General features: G+C 64.8%; 15 protein-coding genes and 2 pseudogenes. 10 read left to right on the top strand and 7 right to left on the bottom strand.

Annotated elements, in window-relative coordinates; genetic code table 11:
- Positions 1-143: 143 nt before the first annotated feature.
- A complete protein-coding gene (locus AC1D1G_RS05435) occupies positions 144-911 on the bottom strand; it encodes an IclR family transcriptional regulator (RefSeq protein WP_477951453.1) in 768 nt (255 codons plus the stop codon).
- 239 nt (positions 912-1,150) lie between these two features.
- On the opposite strand from AC1D1G_RS05435, the gene AC1D1G_RS05430 reads away from it, so the two are divergent.
- The 3 genes from AC1D1G_RS05430 to AC1D1G_RS05420 all read left to right on the top strand — a co-directional run bounded on the left by AC1D1G_RS05430 (position 1,151) and on the right by AC1D1G_RS05420 (position 4,192).
- On the top strand, positions 1,151-2,329 hold the full coding sequence (locus AC1D1G_RS05430; protein ID WP_283351109.1) for an acyl-CoA dehydrogenase family protein: 1,179 nt from the start codon (positions 1,151-1,153) through the stop codon (positions 2,327-2,329).
- Positions 2,329-3,417 (top strand): acyl-CoA dehydrogenase family protein, encoded by a 1,089-nt coding sequence (locus AC1D1G_RS05425; protein WP_283351110.1) that lies wholly within the window; start codon positions 2,329-2,331, stop codon positions 3,415-3,417. The genes AC1D1G_RS05430 and AC1D1G_RS05425 overlap by 1 nt, the downstream gene beginning before the upstream one ends.
- A gap of 268 nt (positions 3,418-3,685) precedes the next feature.
- Complete coding sequence (locus AC1D1G_RS05420; RefSeq protein WP_283333083.1) at positions 3,686-4,192, top strand: mycothiol transferase; 507 nt, start codon at positions 3,686-3,688, stop codon at positions 4,190-4,192.
- Here the strand turns inward: AC1D1G_RS05420 and AC1D1G_RS05415 are convergent.
- Positions 4,177-5,409 carry an oxygenase MpaB family protein gene (locus tag AC1D1G_RS05415; protein WP_283351111.1) on the bottom strand — a complete coding sequence of 411 codons (1,233 nt, stop codon included), beginning with the start codon at positions 5,407-5,409 and terminating at the stop codon, positions 4,177-4,179. The genes AC1D1G_RS05420 and AC1D1G_RS05415 overlap by 16 nt on opposite strands.
- A gap of 141 nt (positions 5,410-5,550) precedes the next feature.
- Between AC1D1G_RS05415 and AC1D1G_RS05410 the strand changes: the two genes are divergently transcribed.
- Positions 5,551-6,177, top strand: coding sequence for a TetR/AcrR family transcriptional regulator (locus tag AC1D1G_RS05410; RefSeq protein WP_280779562.1), 627 nt, complete (start codon positions 5,551-5,553; stop codon positions 6,175-6,177).
- Positions 6,178-6,275: 98 nt separating this feature from the next.
- Here the strand turns inward: AC1D1G_RS05410 and AC1D1G_RS05405 are convergent, their stop codons facing one another.
- Complete coding sequence (locus AC1D1G_RS05405; protein WP_283351112.1) at positions 6,276-8,585, bottom strand: serine/threonine-protein kinase; 2,310 nt, start codon at positions 8,583-8,585, stop codon at positions 6,276-6,278.
- Positions 8,586-8,819: 234 nt separating this feature from the next.
- Positions 8,820-8,933, bottom strand: a pseudogene (locus AC1D1G_RS05400) (hypothetical protein); the annotation flags it as partial.
- A 707-nt stretch (positions 8,934-9,640) separates the two neighbouring features.
- Between AC1D1G_RS05400 and AC1D1G_RS05395 the strand changes: the two are divergent.
- The 5 genes from AC1D1G_RS05395 (at position 9,641) to AC1D1G_RS05375 (ending at position 16,038) form a co-directional block, all read left to right on the top strand.
- On the top strand, positions 9,641-9,925 hold the full coding sequence (locus tag AC1D1G_RS05395) for a YciI family protein (RefSeq protein ID WP_283351113.1): 285 nt from the start codon (positions 9,641-9,643) through the stop codon (positions 9,923-9,925).
- Between the two features lie 1,001 nt (positions 9,926-10,926).
- On the top strand, positions 10,927-12,399 hold the full coding sequence (locus tag AC1D1G_RS05390) for an aldehyde dehydrogenase family protein (RefSeq protein WP_349307480.1): 1,473 nt from the start codon (positions 10,927-10,929) through the stop codon (positions 12,397-12,399).
- A 104-nt stretch (positions 12,400-12,503) separates the two neighbouring features.
- Entirely contained in the window at positions 12,504-14,120 is a 1,617-nt protein-coding gene (locus tag AC1D1G_RS05385; protein WP_477951452.1) for a flavin-containing monooxygenase, read from the top strand.
- Positions 14,121-14,129: 9 nt separating this feature from the next.
- Positions 14,130-15,071: an alpha/beta hydrolase gene (locus tag AC1D1G_RS05380; protein ID WP_477951451.1), complete on the top strand. Its 942-nt coding sequence runs from the start codon at positions 14,130-14,132 to the stop codon at positions 15,069-15,071.
- Positions 15,072-15,237: 166 nt separating this feature from the next.
- Entirely contained in the window at positions 15,238-16,038 is an 801-nt protein-coding gene (locus AC1D1G_RS05375) for a crotonase/enoyl-CoA hydratase family protein (protein ID WP_283333076.1), read from the top strand.
- A 111-nt stretch (positions 16,039-16,149) separates the two neighbouring features.
- Here the strand turns inward: AC1D1G_RS05375 and AC1D1G_RS05370 are convergent, their stop codons facing one another.
- The 3 genes and pseudogenes from AC1D1G_RS05370 to AC1D1G_RS05360 form a co-directional block, all read right to left on the bottom strand.
- Positions 16,150-17,178, bottom strand: coding sequence for an acyl-CoA dehydrogenase family protein (locus AC1D1G_RS05370; protein WP_477951450.1), 1,029 nt, complete (start codon positions 17,176-17,178; stop codon positions 16,150-16,152).
- Positions 17,178-18,323: an acyl-CoA dehydrogenase family protein gene (locus AC1D1G_RS05365; RefSeq protein WP_283351118.1), complete on the bottom strand. Its 1,146-nt coding sequence runs from the start codon at positions 18,321-18,323 to the stop codon at positions 17,178-17,180. Before AC1D1G_RS05365 ends, AC1D1G_RS05370 begins: the two co-directional genes overlap by 1 nt.
- A gap of 14 nt (positions 18,324-18,337) precedes the next feature.
- A pseudogene (locus tag AC1D1G_RS05360) lies at positions 18,338-18,879 on the bottom strand (CoA transferase).
- Between the two features lie 211 nt (positions 18,880-19,090).
- On the opposite strand from AC1D1G_RS05360, the gene AC1D1G_RS05355 reads away from it, so the two are divergent.
- On the top strand, positions 19,091-19,846 hold the full coding sequence (locus AC1D1G_RS05355; RefSeq protein ID WP_283333348.1) for an IclR family transcriptional regulator: 756 nt from the start codon (positions 19,091-19,093) through the stop codon (positions 19,844-19,846).
- Positions 19,847-19,862 lie beyond the last annotated feature (16 nt).

The following is a 19,862-nucleotide window of genomic DNA, read 5'->3' as shown; positions in this document are numbered from 1 at the left end:
GGTCCACCGTGAGGCGCTGACGGCGTTCGCGGGCAAACGCGCCGGCAAGTATCAGGGGCGTTGACACGAGAGATCGCGTTCGTCCTACATCTTGTGAGAACGTTCGTGCACTCGGCATTCGCACGGAGTCGCGCGCCTAGCGGTCAGCGAAAGCCCCACTCCTCGGCGTGCCGGAGACAGATCTTAGCGAGCTCGTCGCGCCGCTCGATGATCGTCTCGCGAACGCCGACCACACCGAGTGTGGCGATGGTTCGGCCGCGTTCCCGGAGAGCCACCGACACGCCGTCACCGCGTTCGACAGCCACGCCTGGGGCTGCACACACGCCGGTCGCCCGTAGTGCCTCGAGGGCGTAGAGGAACTGCTCGATGTAGTCGGCGTCGGCCACCGGGCGGGAGTTGAGGTAGGCCCAGATGTCGCGCTGCTCGCGGTCGGCCAGTAGCAGCCACCCCGCGGACGTGCGCAGCAGGGAGCGCCGCAGGCGGTTCTCCGCCAGGTACGCGTACTCCGGTTCAGAGGAGACGTGGTCAACGTAGAACAGGTCGTCGCCCACCGAGGTGGACAGCGCGATGGTCAGTCCGGCCTCGGCGTGCACTTGCTGGAGCTGTTCGTGACTTATCGACGTGACCGGGGGGCGTCCCGCGATGACGTTGAGCAGGTAGGGCGCTGTACCGAGGGTGTAGATACGGTCGCGCTCGTCGAGGTAGCCGACGKCGACGAGACCGTTGAGCAGCCCATGCACCGAACTCACTGGGGCGTTGAGAGCCTTTGCCACGGCCGTGAGGGTGAGACCGGCACCGGAGCGGGCGACGAGTTCGAGGATTGCCGCGACCCGGTCGATCATGCGATGGCGGGGACGCTCGGGAACCTGCTCGAAAGGTACAGCTCCGGCGGCCGGAGAAGTTTCCGTCATTGCGAAAGCGTAGCAATGGCATCCACGCTCACTAGATAGCGTATATACGTAACCTGCTTCGCTATTGTGTATCTCTAGCGTTTCTGGAACACTTTCCAAGTGATGCGGGGCATCCTTCGCGGCAGGGCGACCCGCGGTCTGGACTGACCCTTGATTTGACTGTGCGCACTCCCCGAACAGCGGCACAGTCGACCCCGATCGCCCGGGCGCCGCCCGGGCAGGACTCATCAGGAGGCCCCATGAGTTCGACTCTCGCGCCACCGACCACGGTGGCGACCGATGAGATGAACGCCCTGCGTGCCGAGGTACGCGCGTTTCTCGCCGAGGAGGTCGACGCCGGGCGGCTCATACCCTGGATCGACACCTGGCTCACCCGCTGGGACGAGGACTTCACCCGACGCCTCGCCGAACGCGGCTGGGTCGGGATGACGATCCCCACGGAGTTCGGTGGCCGCGGCCGAACCCACCTCGAGCGCTTCGTCGTCACCGAGGAACTGCTCTCCGTGGGCGCCCCCGTCGCCGCGCAGTGGGTCGCCGACCGGCAGATCGCCCCGTCCCTGCTTCGCTACGGTACCGAGGAGCAGAAGCACGATTACCTGCCCCGCATCGCCGCCGGCGAGTGCTGCTTCGGCATCGGCATGTCCGAACCGGACGCCGGCTCCGACCTGGCCAGTGTCCGCACCAAGGGCGTTCAGGTCGACGGCGGCTGGCGGATCACCGGGACCAAGGTGTGGACCTCCGGGGCCCAGCACGCGGAGGCCTTCATCGCGCTGTGCCGCACCGAACCGCTCGACACCTCGTACCGTCACGCGGGTCTGAGTCAGTTCATCGTCGACCTGCGCAGCGAGGGCGTCACCATCCGGCCGATCGTCTCCCTCTCGGGGGACCACCACTTCAACGAGGTCGTCCTCGAGGACGTTTTCGTGGCGGACTCAATGGTCTTCGGCACCCTCGGTAACGGTTGGGAACAGGTCAACTCCGAGCTCGCCTTCGAGCGCAGCGGCCCTGAACGGTTCCTCTCCTCGTTCCGCCTGTTCGCCGCGGAGATCGGTGCGATCTCCACCGGAGCCCTGCCCGAGCGCAGCGACCTCGGCCGGACCGTGGCCCGGATGGCCGGACTGCACAACCTCAGCCAGAACATCGCCGGCGCGCTGCAGCGCGGTGAACCCGCCGACACCCCGGCAGCCCTCGTCAAGCTGCTCGGCACCGCCACCGAGGGTGACATCGTCGACACCGTCTCCACCCGGCTCGGCGACGAGCTGGCACCCGGTTTCGCCGGCACGAACGGCACCGCCGCGGTCGCCGAGATCCACGGCCTGCTGCGCGCGGGCCTCCACCAGCGCCCGGGCTTCACGCTCCGCGGCGGCACCAACGAGATTCTGCGCGGCGTCATCGCGCGGGGACTGGGGATGCGCTGATGACCACCGCCACGACCGTCGACCTCTCCGTCGACGAGGACCTGCAGGCGATGCTCTCCGACGTCGTCTCCGGTTTCTCCGGCCCCGACGTCCGGCCCGACGCCGACGCCGTGTGGTCGACACTGCGGGAGGTCGGCGTCGCCCGGCTCACCGCGCCCGAGGACGCCGGGGGCAGCGGAGCCGGCTGGGCCGAAGCCGCCGCGCTCCTGCGCACCGCGGCTGCCGCCGGTGTGGCCGTCCCGTACGCCGAGACTGACCTGCTGGCCGGGCCGCTCCGGCGCGCCGCCGGGATCGACGACTCGTCCGACTCCACCGCCACCGTCGCGCTGCTCGATTCCTCGGGGACCGCGCACGGTGTCCCGTGGGCCGGTGCCACCGCCACCGTCGTGTGCGTGCGCCCCGCCGGCGATACCCATGAGCTCGCGGACGTGCCAACCGACCGCTTGACGATCACGACCATTGAGGGCATCTCGGCAGTGCCGACCGGCTCTGTCACCGTCGGTGAGGGCATCTCCTGGTCACCCGTACCCACCGCGGCCGTCGAGGCGTACGTCCTGCGCGGCGCGCTCGCCCGTGCATTGCAGTGCGTCGGCGCGATGGACGGCATGCTCGCCTCGGCGATTGAGCACACCACCGCCCGCAGCCAGTTCGGTCGCGCCCTGGCGAAGTTCCAGTCCGTGCAGAACCTCGTCGTCGACATCGCCGCCGAGTCCGTGCTGGCCCGCGCTGCCGTGGACACCGCGCTCGCCGACGCCCTCACCGACGACCTCGACGGCGAGCTGTCCCAGTTCCGCGTTGCGGTCGCGCGCAGCGTCGTTTCGCAGGCCCTGGCCGTGGCGGTGCGCAACGTCCACCAGGTGCACGGCGCGATCGGGACCACCCACGAGCACACCCTGCACCGGGTCACCCTTCCCGCCCTGCAGTGGCGCGGCGAGTTCGGGTCACCGGCGTTCTGGGAGGGGTTCCTCTCCCGCGCGGCCATTGTCGGCGGCATGGACGGTGCGTGGCCGATGGTCGCCGAGGGCGCCCGCGTCGAGGACGCCGCGAGCCGGTACCTCGACGCCGTGATCGCAAGGTCCGTGTCATGAAAACGGAACCGCCACGATCTCCTCCGTAGCCGAGCCTTCAGCTCCCTACTCGAGGCCGAACACAGAAACCGACCACAGAAACCGACCACAGCCGACACCCTCACACCTCCGCCCACCCGTGAGGCTCGGCGGTTCGGATCGTCACCGGCGTAGCCCGGCCGCCGTGGTGGTCAGCGGCCGCCCGGGGTGCCGGGGACATGTCGTGCCGTTCTGTGAGCCCGAGGGGGGTCATAGTGGAACGTGATGTGAACACGACGAAAGGAAGATCGTGGACCATAGCGCGCTGTTGACCGACGCCTTCGATCGCATTCAGGAGACCGTGCATTCCACGCTGGCCGATCTCCCCGCCGACGCCCTGACGTTTCGGGTGGACGCGAAGGCGAACACGATCGCCTGGCTGATCTGGCATCTGACGCGAGTGCAGGACGACCACGTCGCCGGTGTCGCGGGCACCGCGCAGGTGTGGACCTCCGGCGGGTGGGTGGAGCGCCTCGACCTCCCGTTCCCGGTTGCCGACATCGGTTACGGGCATTCCGCGGACGAGGTGGCGAAGGTTCGGACCGGCGCCGGCCTCCTGCGGGAGTATCACGATGCCGTGCACGACCGCACCGTCGATTACGTCCAGTCGATCGGCCCGGACGACCTCGACCGGATCGTCGACGAGAATTGGGATCCGCCAGTCACTCTCGGTGTCCGGTTGATCAGCGTCGTCTCCGACGATCTTCAGCATGCCGGGCAGGCGGCGTACGTCCGCGGCATCTACGAGCGCCGCTGAGCCCGCGACGACGTCTCGTTGGCGGCGAGCCACGCCTCGACTCGTCGCCGGGAGCGTCGGCCGACGCGGTCACGGACCGCCGGACTCACTCTGGCTGCACCGTGCAGCGTCCCGTTCCCCGCCAGTGCCAGCGGAACGAACCAGGCGGGCACGACCGGCAATCCGAGTTCCTGCATGCCGCGCTTGCCGGAGAACAACCGCTGGATGCTGAGCAGACGCTGGCGGTTGAGCCGGCGTCGCAGGGACTCTGCATGCGGGTAGTGGAAGGTGGCCCACGACTTCTGCAGTGAGTCGGCCAGCACCCTGGAGTTGTCGTCGGGACCGGGAGCGAACATCCCGATCTGGCACATGTTGCGGCGTCCGGTGTTCTCGTCGTCGACCAGCCAGTGCTCGTCGATGCCCATCAGCCAGCCGATGTACCGCCACAGATGCATGACGTCGCGGCCCTCGTCGGCGGAGACCCACACCCCCAGCGACCGGAGTCCGACGAGGAATGTCGTCGAGAAGAGGGCGAGCGTCCCGGCCTGATCCGACTGGTTGATCGGCATGCCCCAGTCGGACACGTCCCAGTTCTCGTCCTGCAGCAGGGTCAGGTTCACGAACGCGTGCATCAACCGGACGTGCACGGACAACTGCCAGCCCCGGCGGTCGCGGTCCATGCCACCGGGCAGGACGCACTCGTACCACCACCGCACGGTCTCGGCCACGCGCTGACCGGCGCCGTCCCCGACGAGCCTGCCGGTGGCCACGAGTTGGCGGGAGGTGGCGGCGCTGCGGTAGCCGTTCATGAGGGAACCGGTCGCGAGCAGGTCGAGTCCGGTCATGCCGCTGCGCAGGCAGACGGCGGCCCCGTGCTCGAGGCGGCGGTCGTCGACCCACGACGGCCGACGGTCCACTGCGTCGAAGAACGCGACCAGCGGTTGCGCGGCGTCGGGCACGCTGCCGATGCCGTCGGAGAGTGCCCGGGAGTACTGGGCCATCATCACGGTCTTGTCGACGAGGACGGCCCGCGCCAGAGCGGCACCGATCTCGTCCTGACCGACCACCGCCCGGGCGTGGAGTTCCCGCTCCGCCGGGGTGGGCGTCGGGTCGCCGTGCACGAACCGCGACAGCGTCCGCATCGAGCGGCGACCCCACTCCGAGTCCATGTCGAACCGCCGCGGCGGCGTGAAGTCGGAGAAGCCGGGCGCCGACTCCCGGGACTGGGTTTCTGTCATTGCGGTGCACTCGATTCGGTAGTCGAGAAGGGGGCGTCTTTGTGCCTCAGCCCCGGCTCGCGGGGCTGTGAGTTACAGTTCACCCCACCGAATCGGACGGGTACAAGTCGCATTGTGAGGCAGACCGGGAGGGTTCAGCGAATGGGCACTGGCCAGCGGAAAGACCCCTCCCAGCAGCGGTCGCAGGAGACGGTCGCGCGCATCTTGTCGGCAACTGGTCAGGTTTTGCGGGCCAAGGGTTACACCGGCTGCAGCACGAACGCCATCGCGGAGGCCGCCGGCATCTCGAAGGGGTCGGTGTACCAGTACTTCGCGAACAAGGACGAAATCATCGAGGTCCTGATCGACAAGATCATGGAAGAAACCACCGCCACGTTCGGGACGCAACTCGAGCAAGCCGTCGCGAAGGGCACGTTCCTGAAGGACGCGGCGCTGCAGTCCCAGCTCCTCGCCGTCCTGGACAGGTATCGTGACATCCTCGGTTCGCTGCTCAACGACGCCCCGCACCTTGCCCTCACCGCGCACCGTTCGGTCCGGATCGAGGAACGGTGCCGCGACCTGTTGCGTACGTATGTGACGTTGAATCCGTCGGCGATCGGTCCGGATGTCGACCTCGAAGCCCTGCTCCTGGTGCTCACCGTCAGCTACCGCGAGGTGAGCCTCGAATATCTCCGCCGCGACCTCCGCGAGCGGCGAAACGAGCTGGCCACCGTCCTCTACGACATGACGATGGGCGGCCTCGCCGGGCGCGCGAAACGCGGGGTGTAACGCCGAGGGGGCTTCGAGAGAAATACACAGTGAGCCCATGGCGCTGTCGGACCCCGACCCGGCAGCGCCAGGGGCCTTCTTTTTTGCGACGGCCGCTCCTACCGCCGCCGCCTGGTCGGCGACCCCGGCACCTCCAGCCACACGACCCTCTCGAGCGCACGCAGATCGCTTTCGATCCGCCGGAACAATTGATACACGGCGATGAAGGCGAAGATGCCGCCCAGACACAGCGCGCGCACCGTCGCGTTCACGGCGTCGCCGGTGCTTCCGCCGACGAAGCTGAGCCCGGCGACCCCGATCAACGGGACGGCCGCGGCGACGGCGAGGTACCGCGGCATGCTCCGGCCGAGGGCCCGGATGTTGCGTCCGTCGTTTCCGCGCAACTCGCCGTGCGACAGCAGGATCGGGCAGAGGCATCGCACCGCGTAGAACGTGAGGATGAAGAACGGGTAGGCGAGCGCGACAGCCCCGCACACGGCGAGGGACGCGAGGAGTTGCGTGTATGCGCGCAACGGAATCCCGCCGGCGGTGATCTCCAGGGCGACCGGGTAGGCGACACCGGCGACGACCCACAGCCCGAAGCTGACCACGACCGCGCGGTGGCCGAGCCCGAGCGTCGTGGCGCGCGCCTTCTCCAGCACCTCGGAACTGTAGGTTCTGCCGTTGCGGAGACCGCGCGGCACCGTGAGCGCGAGTCGACACCAGTAGACGATGAGCACTGCGCCCAGCGGGAACGCGATCCCGCCGATCACCAGGTGCACGAATTCGAGATCCTCCTGCGCCTCGATTGGCAGCGTCGCGATGATCAGCACCTTGTTGTAGTAGTAGTTGTATCCGGCTGCCAGCAGGTTCGGGATGCCGACGGCGGCGATCACGATGGGAAGCGCCCACCGCCACATCGTGGACCGCACGCTTCCCGGCGCGGGGTCGACGAGATCGCGGGCGTGCGGGTCGAGGCACAGCGCGAACTGCCGTGTCAGCTTCCGGCCACTCGACCACCGATCGTCCCGGTCGGGTGCGAGCGACTTCACCAGGATGCGCCGCAGCGCGGCGGGACAGTCCTCGGGAAGCGCGGATCGTTCCGGGTCCACTCCCCGGCGTCGGGACTCGAGAAGGACCCGAGGCGACGGCGGTGACGTGGTTCCGTCGTCGTCCGGGAACGGCCGTGCCCCGGTCAGCAGTTCCCACAGCATCACGCCCAACGCGAAGATGTCGCTGCGGGTGTCGAGGTCGGACGCGGTCCGGTGGATGGACGGGTCGATCACCTCGAGCTGTTCGGGCGACATGTAGGCGACGGAGCCGCCGATGAATCCGCCGGCGCCGCGATTCTCGACGCTGTCGCTCGAACTGACGTTGAAGTCGGCCAGCTTGGGGATGCCTTCGAGCCCCAGCAGCACGTTCGCCGGTTTGATGTCTCGGTGCAGGACGCCGTGCTCCTCGGCGTAGTCGAGCGCGTCGGCCAATCGCAACCCGATCCACGCGACCGTCTCCGGCCACGACAGTGCCGCGATCTCGTCCCGCACACTCGAATACTCCGGCTTGATCTCGCCTCTCTCCGCGAGGATCCGGTCGACCGAATCGAGCAGCAGCTGTCCGGATCGCTGCTCCGGCGGGGTCTTGCGGACCAGCCGCACCACGTCGAGGAGCGTGCCGCCGGGCACGTATTCCATGAACAGCACCCGCAGCCGGCGGTCCTCCAGCACCCGCTGGTCGTAGACGCGGACGATGTACGGGTGGTCGAGCTGCGCGAGTGTCTGCGGCTCGTTGCCGATGTTGCGGGAAATCTTCAGCGCCACCCAACGCTGCATCGAACGCTGCCGGGCGAGGAACACCCGCGCGAACGCGCCGTGACCCAGTTCCATCATCAGGTCGAAATCGTCGAGGCGTTCACCGACGTCGAGGTCGTCGCCCGGGCCGAGTTCCGCAGTGATGGTCCGCCGGTCCATGCGGCGGTCGTGTTCGAGGAGGGTCTCGAACCGGGCCGCCTGCTGCGGGTATTCGGTGACGTACTCGGCGGAATCCACGTCGGCGCCACTTTGACGGCGGACCCGGTACTCCAGGTAGACGAGTTCCGGTGGCAGAGGTTCGGCGAGCAGTTCCGGGAACTCGAGGCAATAGTCGGCGATACGCTTCGGGTGGCCCGACCGCAGCCACCGGTACTCGAGGTCCACCTTGATCAGCTCGATCAGCGCGGCCCGCCTGATCGCGGCCGTGTCGGGGAGATACTCGGTGAGCTCGGCCGGTGAACCGGACGACTCCCAATCCGCGACCAGGCGTTCGACGCCGCTTTCCACGACGAACACCGATTCGGCGCCCGACGTTGTCGACGGCGGCAGCTGGGTGTCCTGACCCAGTTCGGTGGGCGGCCCAGACGCGACCGTCGAATCACTCGGCGGGCGATCGTTCATGGCGGTCCGATTCCGGGCGTTGCAGATTCCGGGAGGTGCATGGGGGCGTACTTGCCAGGGTATTCCTGACGGTGCGCGAAGGGTACGGAACAGCAGGCCGTCACGCGCTCCCGGCGGGGCCGGAACCAGTGCGAGGGGTGTTCACCTATGGCGGGCAATGATGTGGTCCTTGGTACCTCCACGAACTGAACGGGCAGGTAATCACGACGTCGGCCCAGCCGGCGGGAAGGTCGCGGCCTTCTTCACGGCCGGGACCTCGCCGCCCTCGACGATCTGCACGTGCCAGCCGTACGCCTCGTAGCGGGCGGCGGTGTCCTCGGACAGCGCGATGGCGGTGTCGTCCTCCGGCGGCATTGCCGTCGAGTCGTCCCGACTTGACGGCACGGGCAAGGGACGACTGGATACGGTCCGCTGCGGCATTGGCCGAGGCGGTGTCGCGCTCGAGGCGCATAGGTATGGGTGTCGGTGAAGAAGTCGTACCGCGGCGCACCAGGCGATGGCGACGAACGGCCCAGGTGAATGGTTGGGAAGCAATTTCCAACCACTCCTGGGACCGAACACCAGGTGCGCCGCCGACGGACACCACACCGTCTATGGCTGGACGTGTGCGGTGACAGTCACCGCGGTGTCTGGCTGGACGGTGTTGATGAGGTCGCCGTGGCGGAGCCGGTCGAGTACGGCCGCCGCTGGGCGAGGAGAATGGGGACTGGTCTTACGGCGTCCCGGACCGCTATCTCCGTGGGCTGGGTCGCCTACTGTCGCGACGGCTACGAATGGCGCAAAGGCAGAAGCCGCCGTCAACGCCTACGAGCACCATCGCGTTGTCCTTCCTGGAGTGAGTCGGTAGGTCTCTCGAAGAGTCATGCGATGGCCGCCTTCGCGGGTTTGCGACACGCCGGTCAGATCCGATTCCGTTTCATGAATCATCATCTTCAATGGGCAGCCAGTGTTGCGAAGTAGGACACGAGTCACCTCATCCGTACTTCTAACCTTCTCAGGTGCGCAATCCGTGTGCATGTTCGGAACCGTTTCTTTCCCCCACTCGAGGAGTGACCATGGCCTTGTTTGCTGTGATCTGGTCGTATACCACCGATGCCTCTGTCAAAGAGGCTGCGCATGCCGAACACCTGATTTTCGTCAAGGATGCCGCTGCCCGAGGCATGCTGCAGGAGGCCGGCGCCTGGGCCGACGGCGCCGGAGCCCTACTGGTATTCCAGGCGGCCAGCGAAGACGCTTTGCGTTCCTTGCTTGCGGAGGATCCTTACGTCAAGCAGGGTGTCGTCGTAGAGCAGCGCATTTACCAATGGAATCCAGTCATAGGCCCTCTCGTCGGCATCTAGTGACAGTGGGGCACGCTCATACCCTGGTGGCTCGGTGTCGAGGTATCTTCACGGTTTTCCTTCGGTAGGTACCTGGTCGGCGGTGTTGGTCCAGACGAACGGCGCGCAGCGGGTGTTACATCCGTTGATGAAGGCGCGGATCTTGGTGGTCAGCTCCTTCACGGAGCCGAAGGTCCGCGGTGGACGGCCTGCCGTTCTCATTCCGAACCAACACCTCCACAAGCTTCATCCATGATGCCGAGTGGCGATGTCCGTGGCGGAGAACAGGGTGAAGGTGCGGTGTCGGGCGTAGTCGTGAGTGTGCTTCCCTCCCGAGCCGATCCGCATCGACTGGGTCGGCGTGGTCCGGTCCAAGGCCTGAATCTGCGATGTTTGGTCCACACAAGCACGATTGCGTTCAACTGCGAACAGTGAGTTTCAAGCCGCGGCAGTAAAGTCACCTCTCCGTCTATGACGGTTGATCTCTCTGTGGCTCAACCTACGCTCCCGACTTGTGCTGTAGCTCCAGCGAAGGTGACCGCTGCCAACCCGCACCCTTCTCGCTTGACAACGACGTCGGAACTGCGGTGACGGGCATGCCTGCTTGTGAAGTCCAGTTTCGAAGTCTCTGCGGTCAAGACAGATTGGCGCGCGTGCGTCCCCAAGAATATGTTGCGCAAGGTTGTAAGGGGGCGCGGGTATGCCGCCAGGATCGACCATCTATGCCGCCCACCACTTCGATCCCGCTACGTTTGTCGTGCATCTTCCCGCTCGGCACGAGCCGGCCGAAGCGTCAGGCAGCAGCGAGTCTGATGCCTGTGAGTCTTCAAAACGCGCTGAGTGCAGGACATTTGAGGACAAGGAAGCGAATTTCCAATTCCTTTCGACTGCAGAACTGCCGAGAATGGTTTCGTACTGGCACGCCTGCCGCGCAGCACGGACGGCTGATCAGGCGATTCAACTCCGCGCCGGATGGTGAACTTCCAAACCAATTCTGCGCCTATATAGATCGGGGAACAAAGATGTCCGTAAACGTGGACCACCCAGCATTGCCGTCATCGATCGCTGACGGGAGAACGCTGTATATCGCAGGCCGATGGAGCGCTGCCACCGACACTTACGAGCGGGTAGATCCCTCCGATCTCCGCCGCGTGACGGGAATCTACGCTTCGGCGACTCCCCGCAATGTCGAGGCTGCCTATGCGGCCGCCGGCAGTGCTCAACCAGCGTGGTCCGAGACAACAGCGATTCAGCGGTCGGACTTTCTTCGTTCTGCCGCTGACCTTTTGGAAATCCGCGTTCACGACGCTGCCCTGACGATCACCGCGGACATGGGGAAGGCGATCCGCGACGCACGCGCCGAGGTCCTGCGAAGTGTCGCCATTCTCCGCTACTACGCCGGTGAGATCCTGCAGCCCAGTGGAGAGACATACCCCAGTGCTGATTCACACACGATGCTGATGACGGTGGAGGAGCCGCTCGGCGTCGTTTGTGCAATCACACCGTGGAACTTCCCCTTCGCGCTTCCGGCATGGAAAATCGCGGCGGCAATAGGTTTCGGGAACACAGTTGTGTGGAAGCCTGCAGAACCGGCCTGCGGATCCGCAGTGTTTCTGACGCGGATCCTCGCAGAAGCCGGGTTGCCCGCGGGGGTCCTCAATCTGGTGACGGGCAGCGGTAGAAAGCTTTCGGGGGCACTCACCGGGAACGCGCGACTCGCAGCCTTGACGTTCACCGGTTCGGGTGCAGTCGGGTCGCGACTGCGTCAGGCCGTCGCCGATCGCAACGTGAAGGTCCAGCTCGAGCTGGGTGGCAAGAACCCGTCCATTGTTCTCGCCGACGCCGATGTCGAGGATGCAGCGCAACAGATCGTGAAGAGCGCGATGCTCCACACGGGACAACGCTGCACAGCGACGAGCCGGGTCTACGTGGACCGCGCCGTCGCTCCCAGACTACGAGAACTGCTGGTGAAGCACGCTGACGCGCTCGTCGTCGGTGATCCGTACGACGAAGCCACCGACATCGGGCCCCTTGCCTCGGTGGAGCAACGTGACACGGTGGTCGGATACCTGCGACTCGCCCGCGACGAGAACGCCGAGTTCCTTACGGGAAGGGAGTTCGATTCCGACACTTGCTATATCGCACCAACAGTCCTGGCCGGAGTATCGGAGGAGAGCAGGCTCGTCAGGGACGAGATCTTCGGGCCAGTCGTGACCGTGCAGGAGGTCGATGGATTCGACGGTGCGCTGAAGGCCGCGAACGACACGGACTACGGCCTGTCCTCTGGAGTGTTCACCAGAGACATCGCGACGGCGATGACCTTCATCCGGCGCACACAATCGGGGTTGGTGCATGTCAATCGCGAGACGAGCAGTGTCGAGCCACATGTGCCGTTCGGTGGCCTCAAAGGCTCGAGCAGCATGAGTAGAGAACAGGGCAAGGCCGCACGTACTTTCTTCACAACCACCAAGACTGCGTATGTCCGCTGGACCTAGAAGCTGCACCGGACGAGCTTTCCCGCAATCAGTTCGTCACTTTCTGCGACACAGAGCGGAATCGACAAACCCCAAGTAGCCCTTGACATCAAGAGGAGGCCAACATGAGCAATGCCGCACCAGCCGTGACCGAAGTACTCGACGTTCTCGTTGTAGGAGCCGGATTCGCCGGGCTGTACCAGCTCGAAAATCTGCGGAGTCGAGGCTATTCGGTGAAAGTAGTCGAGGCGGGTGAGGGTCTGGGCGGAATCTGGCACTGGAACCGCTACCCGGGTGCCCGAGTGGACAGCGAAGGTCCGATCTACCAGTTCACGCGCCCCGACCTTTGGGATGAATTCGCATTCTCCGAGCTCTACCCCGGAGGTGACGAACTGCGCCGCTACTTCAAGTACGTCGACGCGAAGCTCGATCTGAGCAAGGACATCTACTACAACACCCGAGTCGCTTCCGCCGAGTTCGACGAGACGGCGAACACCTGGACCGTGACCGCGGAGAACGGAAGCGCTTTCGTCTGCAAGTACTTCGTTCTGTGCACCGGATTCGCGGCAAAGCCGATCTTTCCGAAGCTCCCGGGAATGGACAGCTTCGCAGGGATCAGCCACCACACCGGTCTGTGGCCTGAAGGCGGAATCGATTTCGCAGGAAAGCGAATCGCCATCATCGGTACCGGCGCCAGCGGCGTGCAGGTCGCTCAGGAGGCGTCGAAGGAAGCCGCACAGCTGACCGTCTTCCAGCGCACCCCCGTTCAGGCGCTCCCGATGCGACAGCGCCAGCTCACCGACGAGGACAACGCGAAGATCAAGTCCGATCTGGCGGACAGATTCAGTCGTCGTTCGGCGTCATTCTCCGGCTTCGACTTCGATTTCATTCCCAAGTCAGCCCTCCAGGTGAGCGACGAGGAGCGAACCACCACTTATGAGCGATTGTGGGAGTACGGTTTCGAGTTCTGGCTCGGAACGTACCAAGACGTCTTCGTCGACGATGAGGCAAACGACACGGCCTACGAGTTCTGGCGTGACCGGACGCGTGCCCGGATCAAGGACCCGGTCATCGCCGAGAAGCTGGCGCCGATGAAGAAGGCGTACCCCTTCGGCGTGAAGCGTCCGTCGCTGGAGCAGACGTACTACGACATCTTCAACCAGGACAACGTGCGCCTCGTCGATCTGCACGAGGACCCGATCGAGACGATCACGCCCACCGGGCTGAAGACCACATCGGAAGAGCACGAGTTCGACATCATCGTCTATGCAACGGGCTTCGACGCCGTCACCGGTGGACTGACCGCCATCGACATTCGCGGCACCGACGGTACGTTGCTCCGGGACAAGTGGTCGAACGGTGTGCGGGCAAACCTCGGGGTCGCAACGGCAGGATTCCCCAACCTGCTGTTCCTCTACGGACCGCTGAGTCCGTCGGGCTTCTGCAACGGGCCAAGCTGCGCCGAGATCCAAGGTGACCTCATCGTGGACACCATCGACTACATGCGGGACAACGGATTGAACCGCATCGAGTCCGAGGCGGACGCGGATGCTGCCTGGTCCGATCACGTCGCCGAGCTGACGGCCGAGGCGCTCTATGACAAAGCCGACTCCTGGTACATGGGTGCCAACGTCCCGGGTAAGCCGCGGCAGTTGCTGAACTACCCCGGTGGTCTTCCCCTTTACCTGGCCAAGTGGGACGAGACCGTGTGTGCGGGATACAAGGGCTTCACGCTTTCCTGAGCAGTCAATTTGCCTCCCTCGAGTAGTGATGAAAGTGAGCAAAACATGTCCGTGAGCAAAGAATCCCTGTTCCTCAACGAGCTGTACGCTTCGTGGCTTACCCGGTCCGAAGGAATGGACCTCGCCAGTCAGCGAGATATGTTCGAAGAGTGGCATCTTCCGACCATCGAACCCATCGGCGTCACCTATGAGGAAGTGACAGCCAACGGTGTGCCGGCAACATGGGCCAAGCCTTTGGGGGCCGCCGAGGACCGCGTGATTGTCTTCACCCACGGTGGTGGGTTCGTGACAGGTTCACGGTTCTCACACCGCAAGCTCGCAGCACACCTCGCCAAACTGGCGGGTGTTCACGCCCTGATCGTGGACTACCGGCTCGCACCGGAGCACAAGCACCCGGCCCAACTCGAAGACTGCATGGCCGTCCACAAGTGGCTTCGCACGCAAGGTTACAAGGCGGAGAACACGGCGACTGTCGGCGACTCGGCGGGTGCGAATCTCGCGATCTCGACAGCATTCGAACTCGCGAGCGTGGAACTACCCACTCCTGCTGCCGTCGTCACGCTTTCGCCTTGGCTCGACATGGAGATCAAGGGGTTGACGGTCGAATCGAACGACGCGGTCGACGTATTGGCCAAGAGGGCGGTTCTGGAAATGATGCGGGAGATGTTCCTCTCCGAACCCGCAAATGCAACGGACCCGCGCGCGAACCCACTGCTCAACGACTACACCGACTTCCCTCCGGTGTACGTATCGGTCGGAGGCTTCGAGACGCTGCTGGACGACTCACGTCGGTTGGCCGACTTGATCGAGAAGGTGAGCGGCGAGGTCGTGCTCGACGTGGTCGATGAGCAACAGCATGTATTTCACTTCAACGCGGGACGGGCACCCGAGGCGGATCAAGCGTTGAGCCGGATTGCCCAGTGGCTGCGACCCAAGTTGGGCCTCGCCTGAACTGCGCCCGCGCCGCGTGCGTATGAACGCGAAGGCTCTCGGCGGCAAGAGGTGAACGTGCTCGTCGACGGCGGTCTGTCTGGACCGCCGCCGACGAGTTCGTTCGCGTGCCGGTCGGGTATCAGTTGAACGATCGATCCGCAGTGAAGATAAGGGAGATACACCCATGGATAGTCCAGTCCTCGTCCAACGCGACGGGTTCATCGAGACATGGACGATTAATTTACCCGCGCAGAGCAATCCTATTTCCGGGATGGAGGTGGTCGACGCATTGGTCGCCTGCGTCGAGGCCGTCAACGCCGACTACGGTGTGCGAGCTGTCATCGTCACCGGTGCCGGATCGACGTTTTCCGCCGGCGGCAACGTCAAGGACATGGCGAATCGTCGCGGATTGTTCGGGGGGAAGCCTCACGAACAACGGGATGGCTACAGAGCTGGGATACAACGGATTCCGCGGATCATGTACAACTGCGACGTGCCTCTCATCGCAGCAGTGAACGGCCCTGCCATCGGTGCCGGATGCGACTTCGCCCTCATGTGCGACCTCCGCATTGCCAGTGAAAAGGCATTCTTTGCGGAGAGCTTCGTCAAGCTCGGAATCATCCCGGGTGACGGTGGCGCGTGGCTGCTGCCCAAGGCCGTCGGGATGGCGCGGGCAGCAGAGATGATCTTGACGGGCGACCGTGTCGACGCGATCAAGGCACTCGAGTGGGGATTGGTCTCCAGTGTCGTTGCGCCGGAGAAGCTGCTCGACGAAGCTCGCGCGCTCGCCGGCCGGGTGGCCGCCAATCCGCCACATTCGGTACGGATGGCCAAGAGGCTCCTCCGCGAGGGACAGCACCAAAGCCTCGACAGTCTCCTCGAATTGTCCGCTGCCATGCAGGCGCTGGTTCAGCAGACGACCGATCACACGGAGGCAGTCAACGCCTTCATGGAGAAGAGAACTGCCGCCTTCACCGGCGAGTGACGTTCCCGAGAAACCGAAGAACTCCGTGGATGCGAATTGGATGCTTCCACGGAGTTCTTCTTTCAGGTCTGCTCGCGAAACTGGTGCCCCTTCTGGTGACGCCTGGGCACTTCAGCGGGTGATGAGGCCCCAGATATTCTCGCAACCTGCTTCGAGAGCGGCGGTAGTCAAGGTGTCGTCCCAGTAGTGGACGGATCCGAATTCCGAGCGCCACGCCAGGGCGGGTTGGGTGAATTCGTGCAGCCTGTGCTCGCGGGTGGTGCCGATCGCACCGTGTACCTGGTGTGCGTTACGGACGACGACCGATGCCGCGTGTCCAGCACACGACCGGGCGACGGCAATGAGGAGTTCGAGGTTCTCACTCGACCACTGTGTGCGGACCGCTTCCGTCAGTGCTGCTTCGGTCGCTGTTCGGGCGAGGGAAGCTTCTGCTGCCATGTCAGCCACCAGGTTCTGCACGGATTGGAACMTGGCCAGTGGGCGTCCGAATTGCACTCGTTCGGTGGTGTGGGCGACGGAGAGATCGAGGATGCGGTCGAGGGCGGCACACACCTGCAGCGCTCGGATGAGGGCGCCCCGCAGAAAGAGTTGTCGGATCACCGAGTCCGACACTGCGGTGCCCGACAATGCGATCGTGTCAGCGGAAACGACGTCGCGGGGTTCGTCGGCGAGGTTGGACCCGGAGGTGATGTCGAAGAAGGTTGACTCGAGGTCGGCGACGACGTACGTGTCGTTCTTCCGCCAGACCGTGACGATCTTGTCTGCCTGGGTCGCCCACGGCACGCCGCGGGCGACGCCTTTCTCGTCGAGTACGCATGCGGTGAGGCGCGCATCGTCCATCGGTAGGCCGGCCTCTTCGAGAAGCCAACCGGCGAGCAGGTCGTGTTCGGCGAGAGGAACCCGGACCCCGTGCGATGCCGCGGCGCGCACGAGTTCCGCGGCCTCGTACCAGCCTGCGCCGCTGCCGCCGGTCTCTTCGCGGCCGGTCAGCCGGACAAGACCCAGTTCGTCGAGTTGTGCCCACAGGGAGGGATCGCACGTGGCCATACCGTTCTCGGGCCCGTTCCGTTCCCGGTGGGCGGAAAAGACCGCGGACATCATGTCGGTGAGGTCCGCGTCGACCGTGGTTGGTGCGTGCATCAGCGCATCCCCAATCCCCGCGCGATCACGCCGCGCAGAACTTCGTTGGTGCCGCCCCGCAGAGTAAATCCTGGGCGTTGGACGATGGCGTCCTCGAGCATCGAGGCGTAACCAGTAGTCGAAGATTCATCGGTGAGGAGGTCGGCAAAGTCGGCTATGTCGCCTTCGGTGGACGTCCCGAGGACCTTCACCACGGCTGCGGCGGTGTCGGCGGGCTCGTGGCGCTCGAGTGCGCCCGCCACTGCGGTCGACATCTGGTGCAGACCGGCGATCCGTCCGAAATACCGGCCCAGATTCGAATGCCGCGGCAAGGTTCCCTGCTTCATCTGTTCGGCGGTCTTCGCGAGCAGGACGAACGTCGACAGGAATCGCTCCGGGCCGCTGCGTTCGAAGCTGAGCTCCGAGGTGACCTGCTGCCACCCGTTGTCGATGGTGCCGAAGACCATCTCGTCCTCGACAAGGACCTGGTCGAGGAGGACCTCGTTGAAGTGGTGCTGCCCGTTCATCGACACGATCGGCCGGATGTCGACTCCGGGGGCGTGCAGATCGACGATGAACTGGCTGAGGCCATCGTGTCGATGTGCCGGATCGAGTTGGGCGGTGCGGGCAAGGCAGATGAATGCGTCAGCGCGATGAGCACCGGAGGTCCAGACCTTGACTCCGGTAATGGACCACCCTCCGTCCACTCGGGTGGCCTTTGTGCGCACACTGGCCAAGTCGGACCCGGAATCCGGCTCGCTCATACCGATACCGAAATAGCATTCTCCGCGCGTGATCGCCGGCAAGAACTTGTGCTTCTGGACCTCGGTGCCGTACTTCAGCAGCGACGGGACGATCTGCCGGTCGGCGATCCAGTGGGCGGCGACGGGGGCGCCGGCGGCGAGCAACTCTTCGGTGACGACGAACCGTTCGAGGTGGCGGCGACCATGGCCGCCGTACTCGGCCGGCACGGTCATGCCGAGCCATCCGCGGGCGGCCAATGCACGTGTGAAGTCTTCGTCCCAGCCAGTCAACCAGGAGTCGACCTGTCGGCCGATCTTGCCTTCACTGAGTTGCTCGGCAAGAAACTCACGGACTTCGGTCCGCAAGTCGTCCATGGCGTGTGGGTCACTGGAGACCGGGGGCACCAATCTGAGGTTGGTCATGATGGTTCTTCCATTCAGGAGGAGGTGGCCTGAGGCGACGTCGCCGTCACGACGGATGCATCGGCCAGCGCATGGACGCGGTCGGCGGAGAGTCCGACGACCTTGTCGGCGATGACGTATGGGGCATAACGAGGTTCTCCGTCGATGAGTTCCGCGAGTTTCGCGGCGCCGGACGCGGCTTGCACGATGTCGTCATAGGCGGGGTAGTCCCGGAAGGCGGTCTCGGAGCCGTACGCCTGTGCGGTGCAGAGGATCAGTCCCGGATTGACCTCCGAGAGTCGCTCGTAGGTGATGCCCAATTTCTGCCGGGAGCGCGGCCATAGATTCGTCACCAACACATCCGCGTTGCGCACCAGATCGTCGAGGATCTCGCGGCCCTCCGCGGAGGCGAGGTCGATCGCGATGCTGCGCTGTTGCGCTGAAGGTTGAGTGTCAGAGCGCTCATACCGTCATGGCGGCGGGCACCTACATCTCGGCTCATGTCACCGTCGAGACTCTCGACCTTGATGACGTCTGCGCCCATGTCGGCGAGGGTTGCGGTGGCGAAGGGGCCCATGATCACGGTCGTCAAATCGATGACGCGCAGACCGTGAAGAGCGCCGGGTGTGAGTTTCACTGAAACCTCTTTCGCTGCGACAGGAAGCACTTCATGGACTATGTCAGTCTCAACAGATTTCCGCAATAAGGGTGTGAATTACATATATAAGTAAGATAGAGTGGTGGTGACCGCTCGGATGGAGCAGTGCCCGTAGGGAGAATGTGCCGTGATGCAACCAGATGACGCCCCCAATGTTCGAGGCCGCAGTCGCCATCGAACCGTGGACCGCATTGCTGCGATTCTCGAGCTCGTAGCCCGATCCCACACCGGACTCACCTTGAGTGGGATGGCCAAAGAGCTTGACGCGCCGATCAGTTCGACGCAAGGTCTCGTCAACGGCCTCGTTGCGACGGGTTATCTCGAGGAGCACGAGCGACGGTACTCGCTCGGCAGTGCCCCGTATCTACTCAACCGCCTCGCTGGGCGGCAGCCCGTCTCGACGGTCACGCACGCCGACCTCGAAGACGTCCACGCGAGTTCCGGCTTGACGACCGTGCTGTCGATCGCCGTCGGTCCGAACATCTTCTACGTCGACTACTGCTCTTCCGACCCACGGTTCGCGTACCTCGCCGAGAACTACGTGAGGCGATCGCTCATCCGTACCTCCGGCGGCTGGATACTGCTTGCCGGGATGGAGAAGCGTGACCTCTGGGCGTACATCCAGACTCTGCCCGACGAGGATCGCGACACTGTCGAGCGGTTCTTCGCTGCCCTACCGGAGATCGAACAGACCGGAATCTGCGCCTCCCCCAACGAGTCGACCGACGGCGACGGTGTCTCGGTCGCGGTTCGTGAGAACGGCAAGACCGTCGCCGCCGTCGGTGTCATCGCACCACACACCGTGATCACGAAGGAGCGCGACAGGCTGGTCGCACTCTTGGAGCAAGGTGCCCGGAGTTGGTCCGATCGCAGCGTACGACCGTAATGCAGCCGACCCGGGG

This window comes from Rhodococcus sp. P3_B8, assembly GCF_056402775.1.
This window is presented reverse-complemented; position numbering and strand designations above follow the sequence as displayed.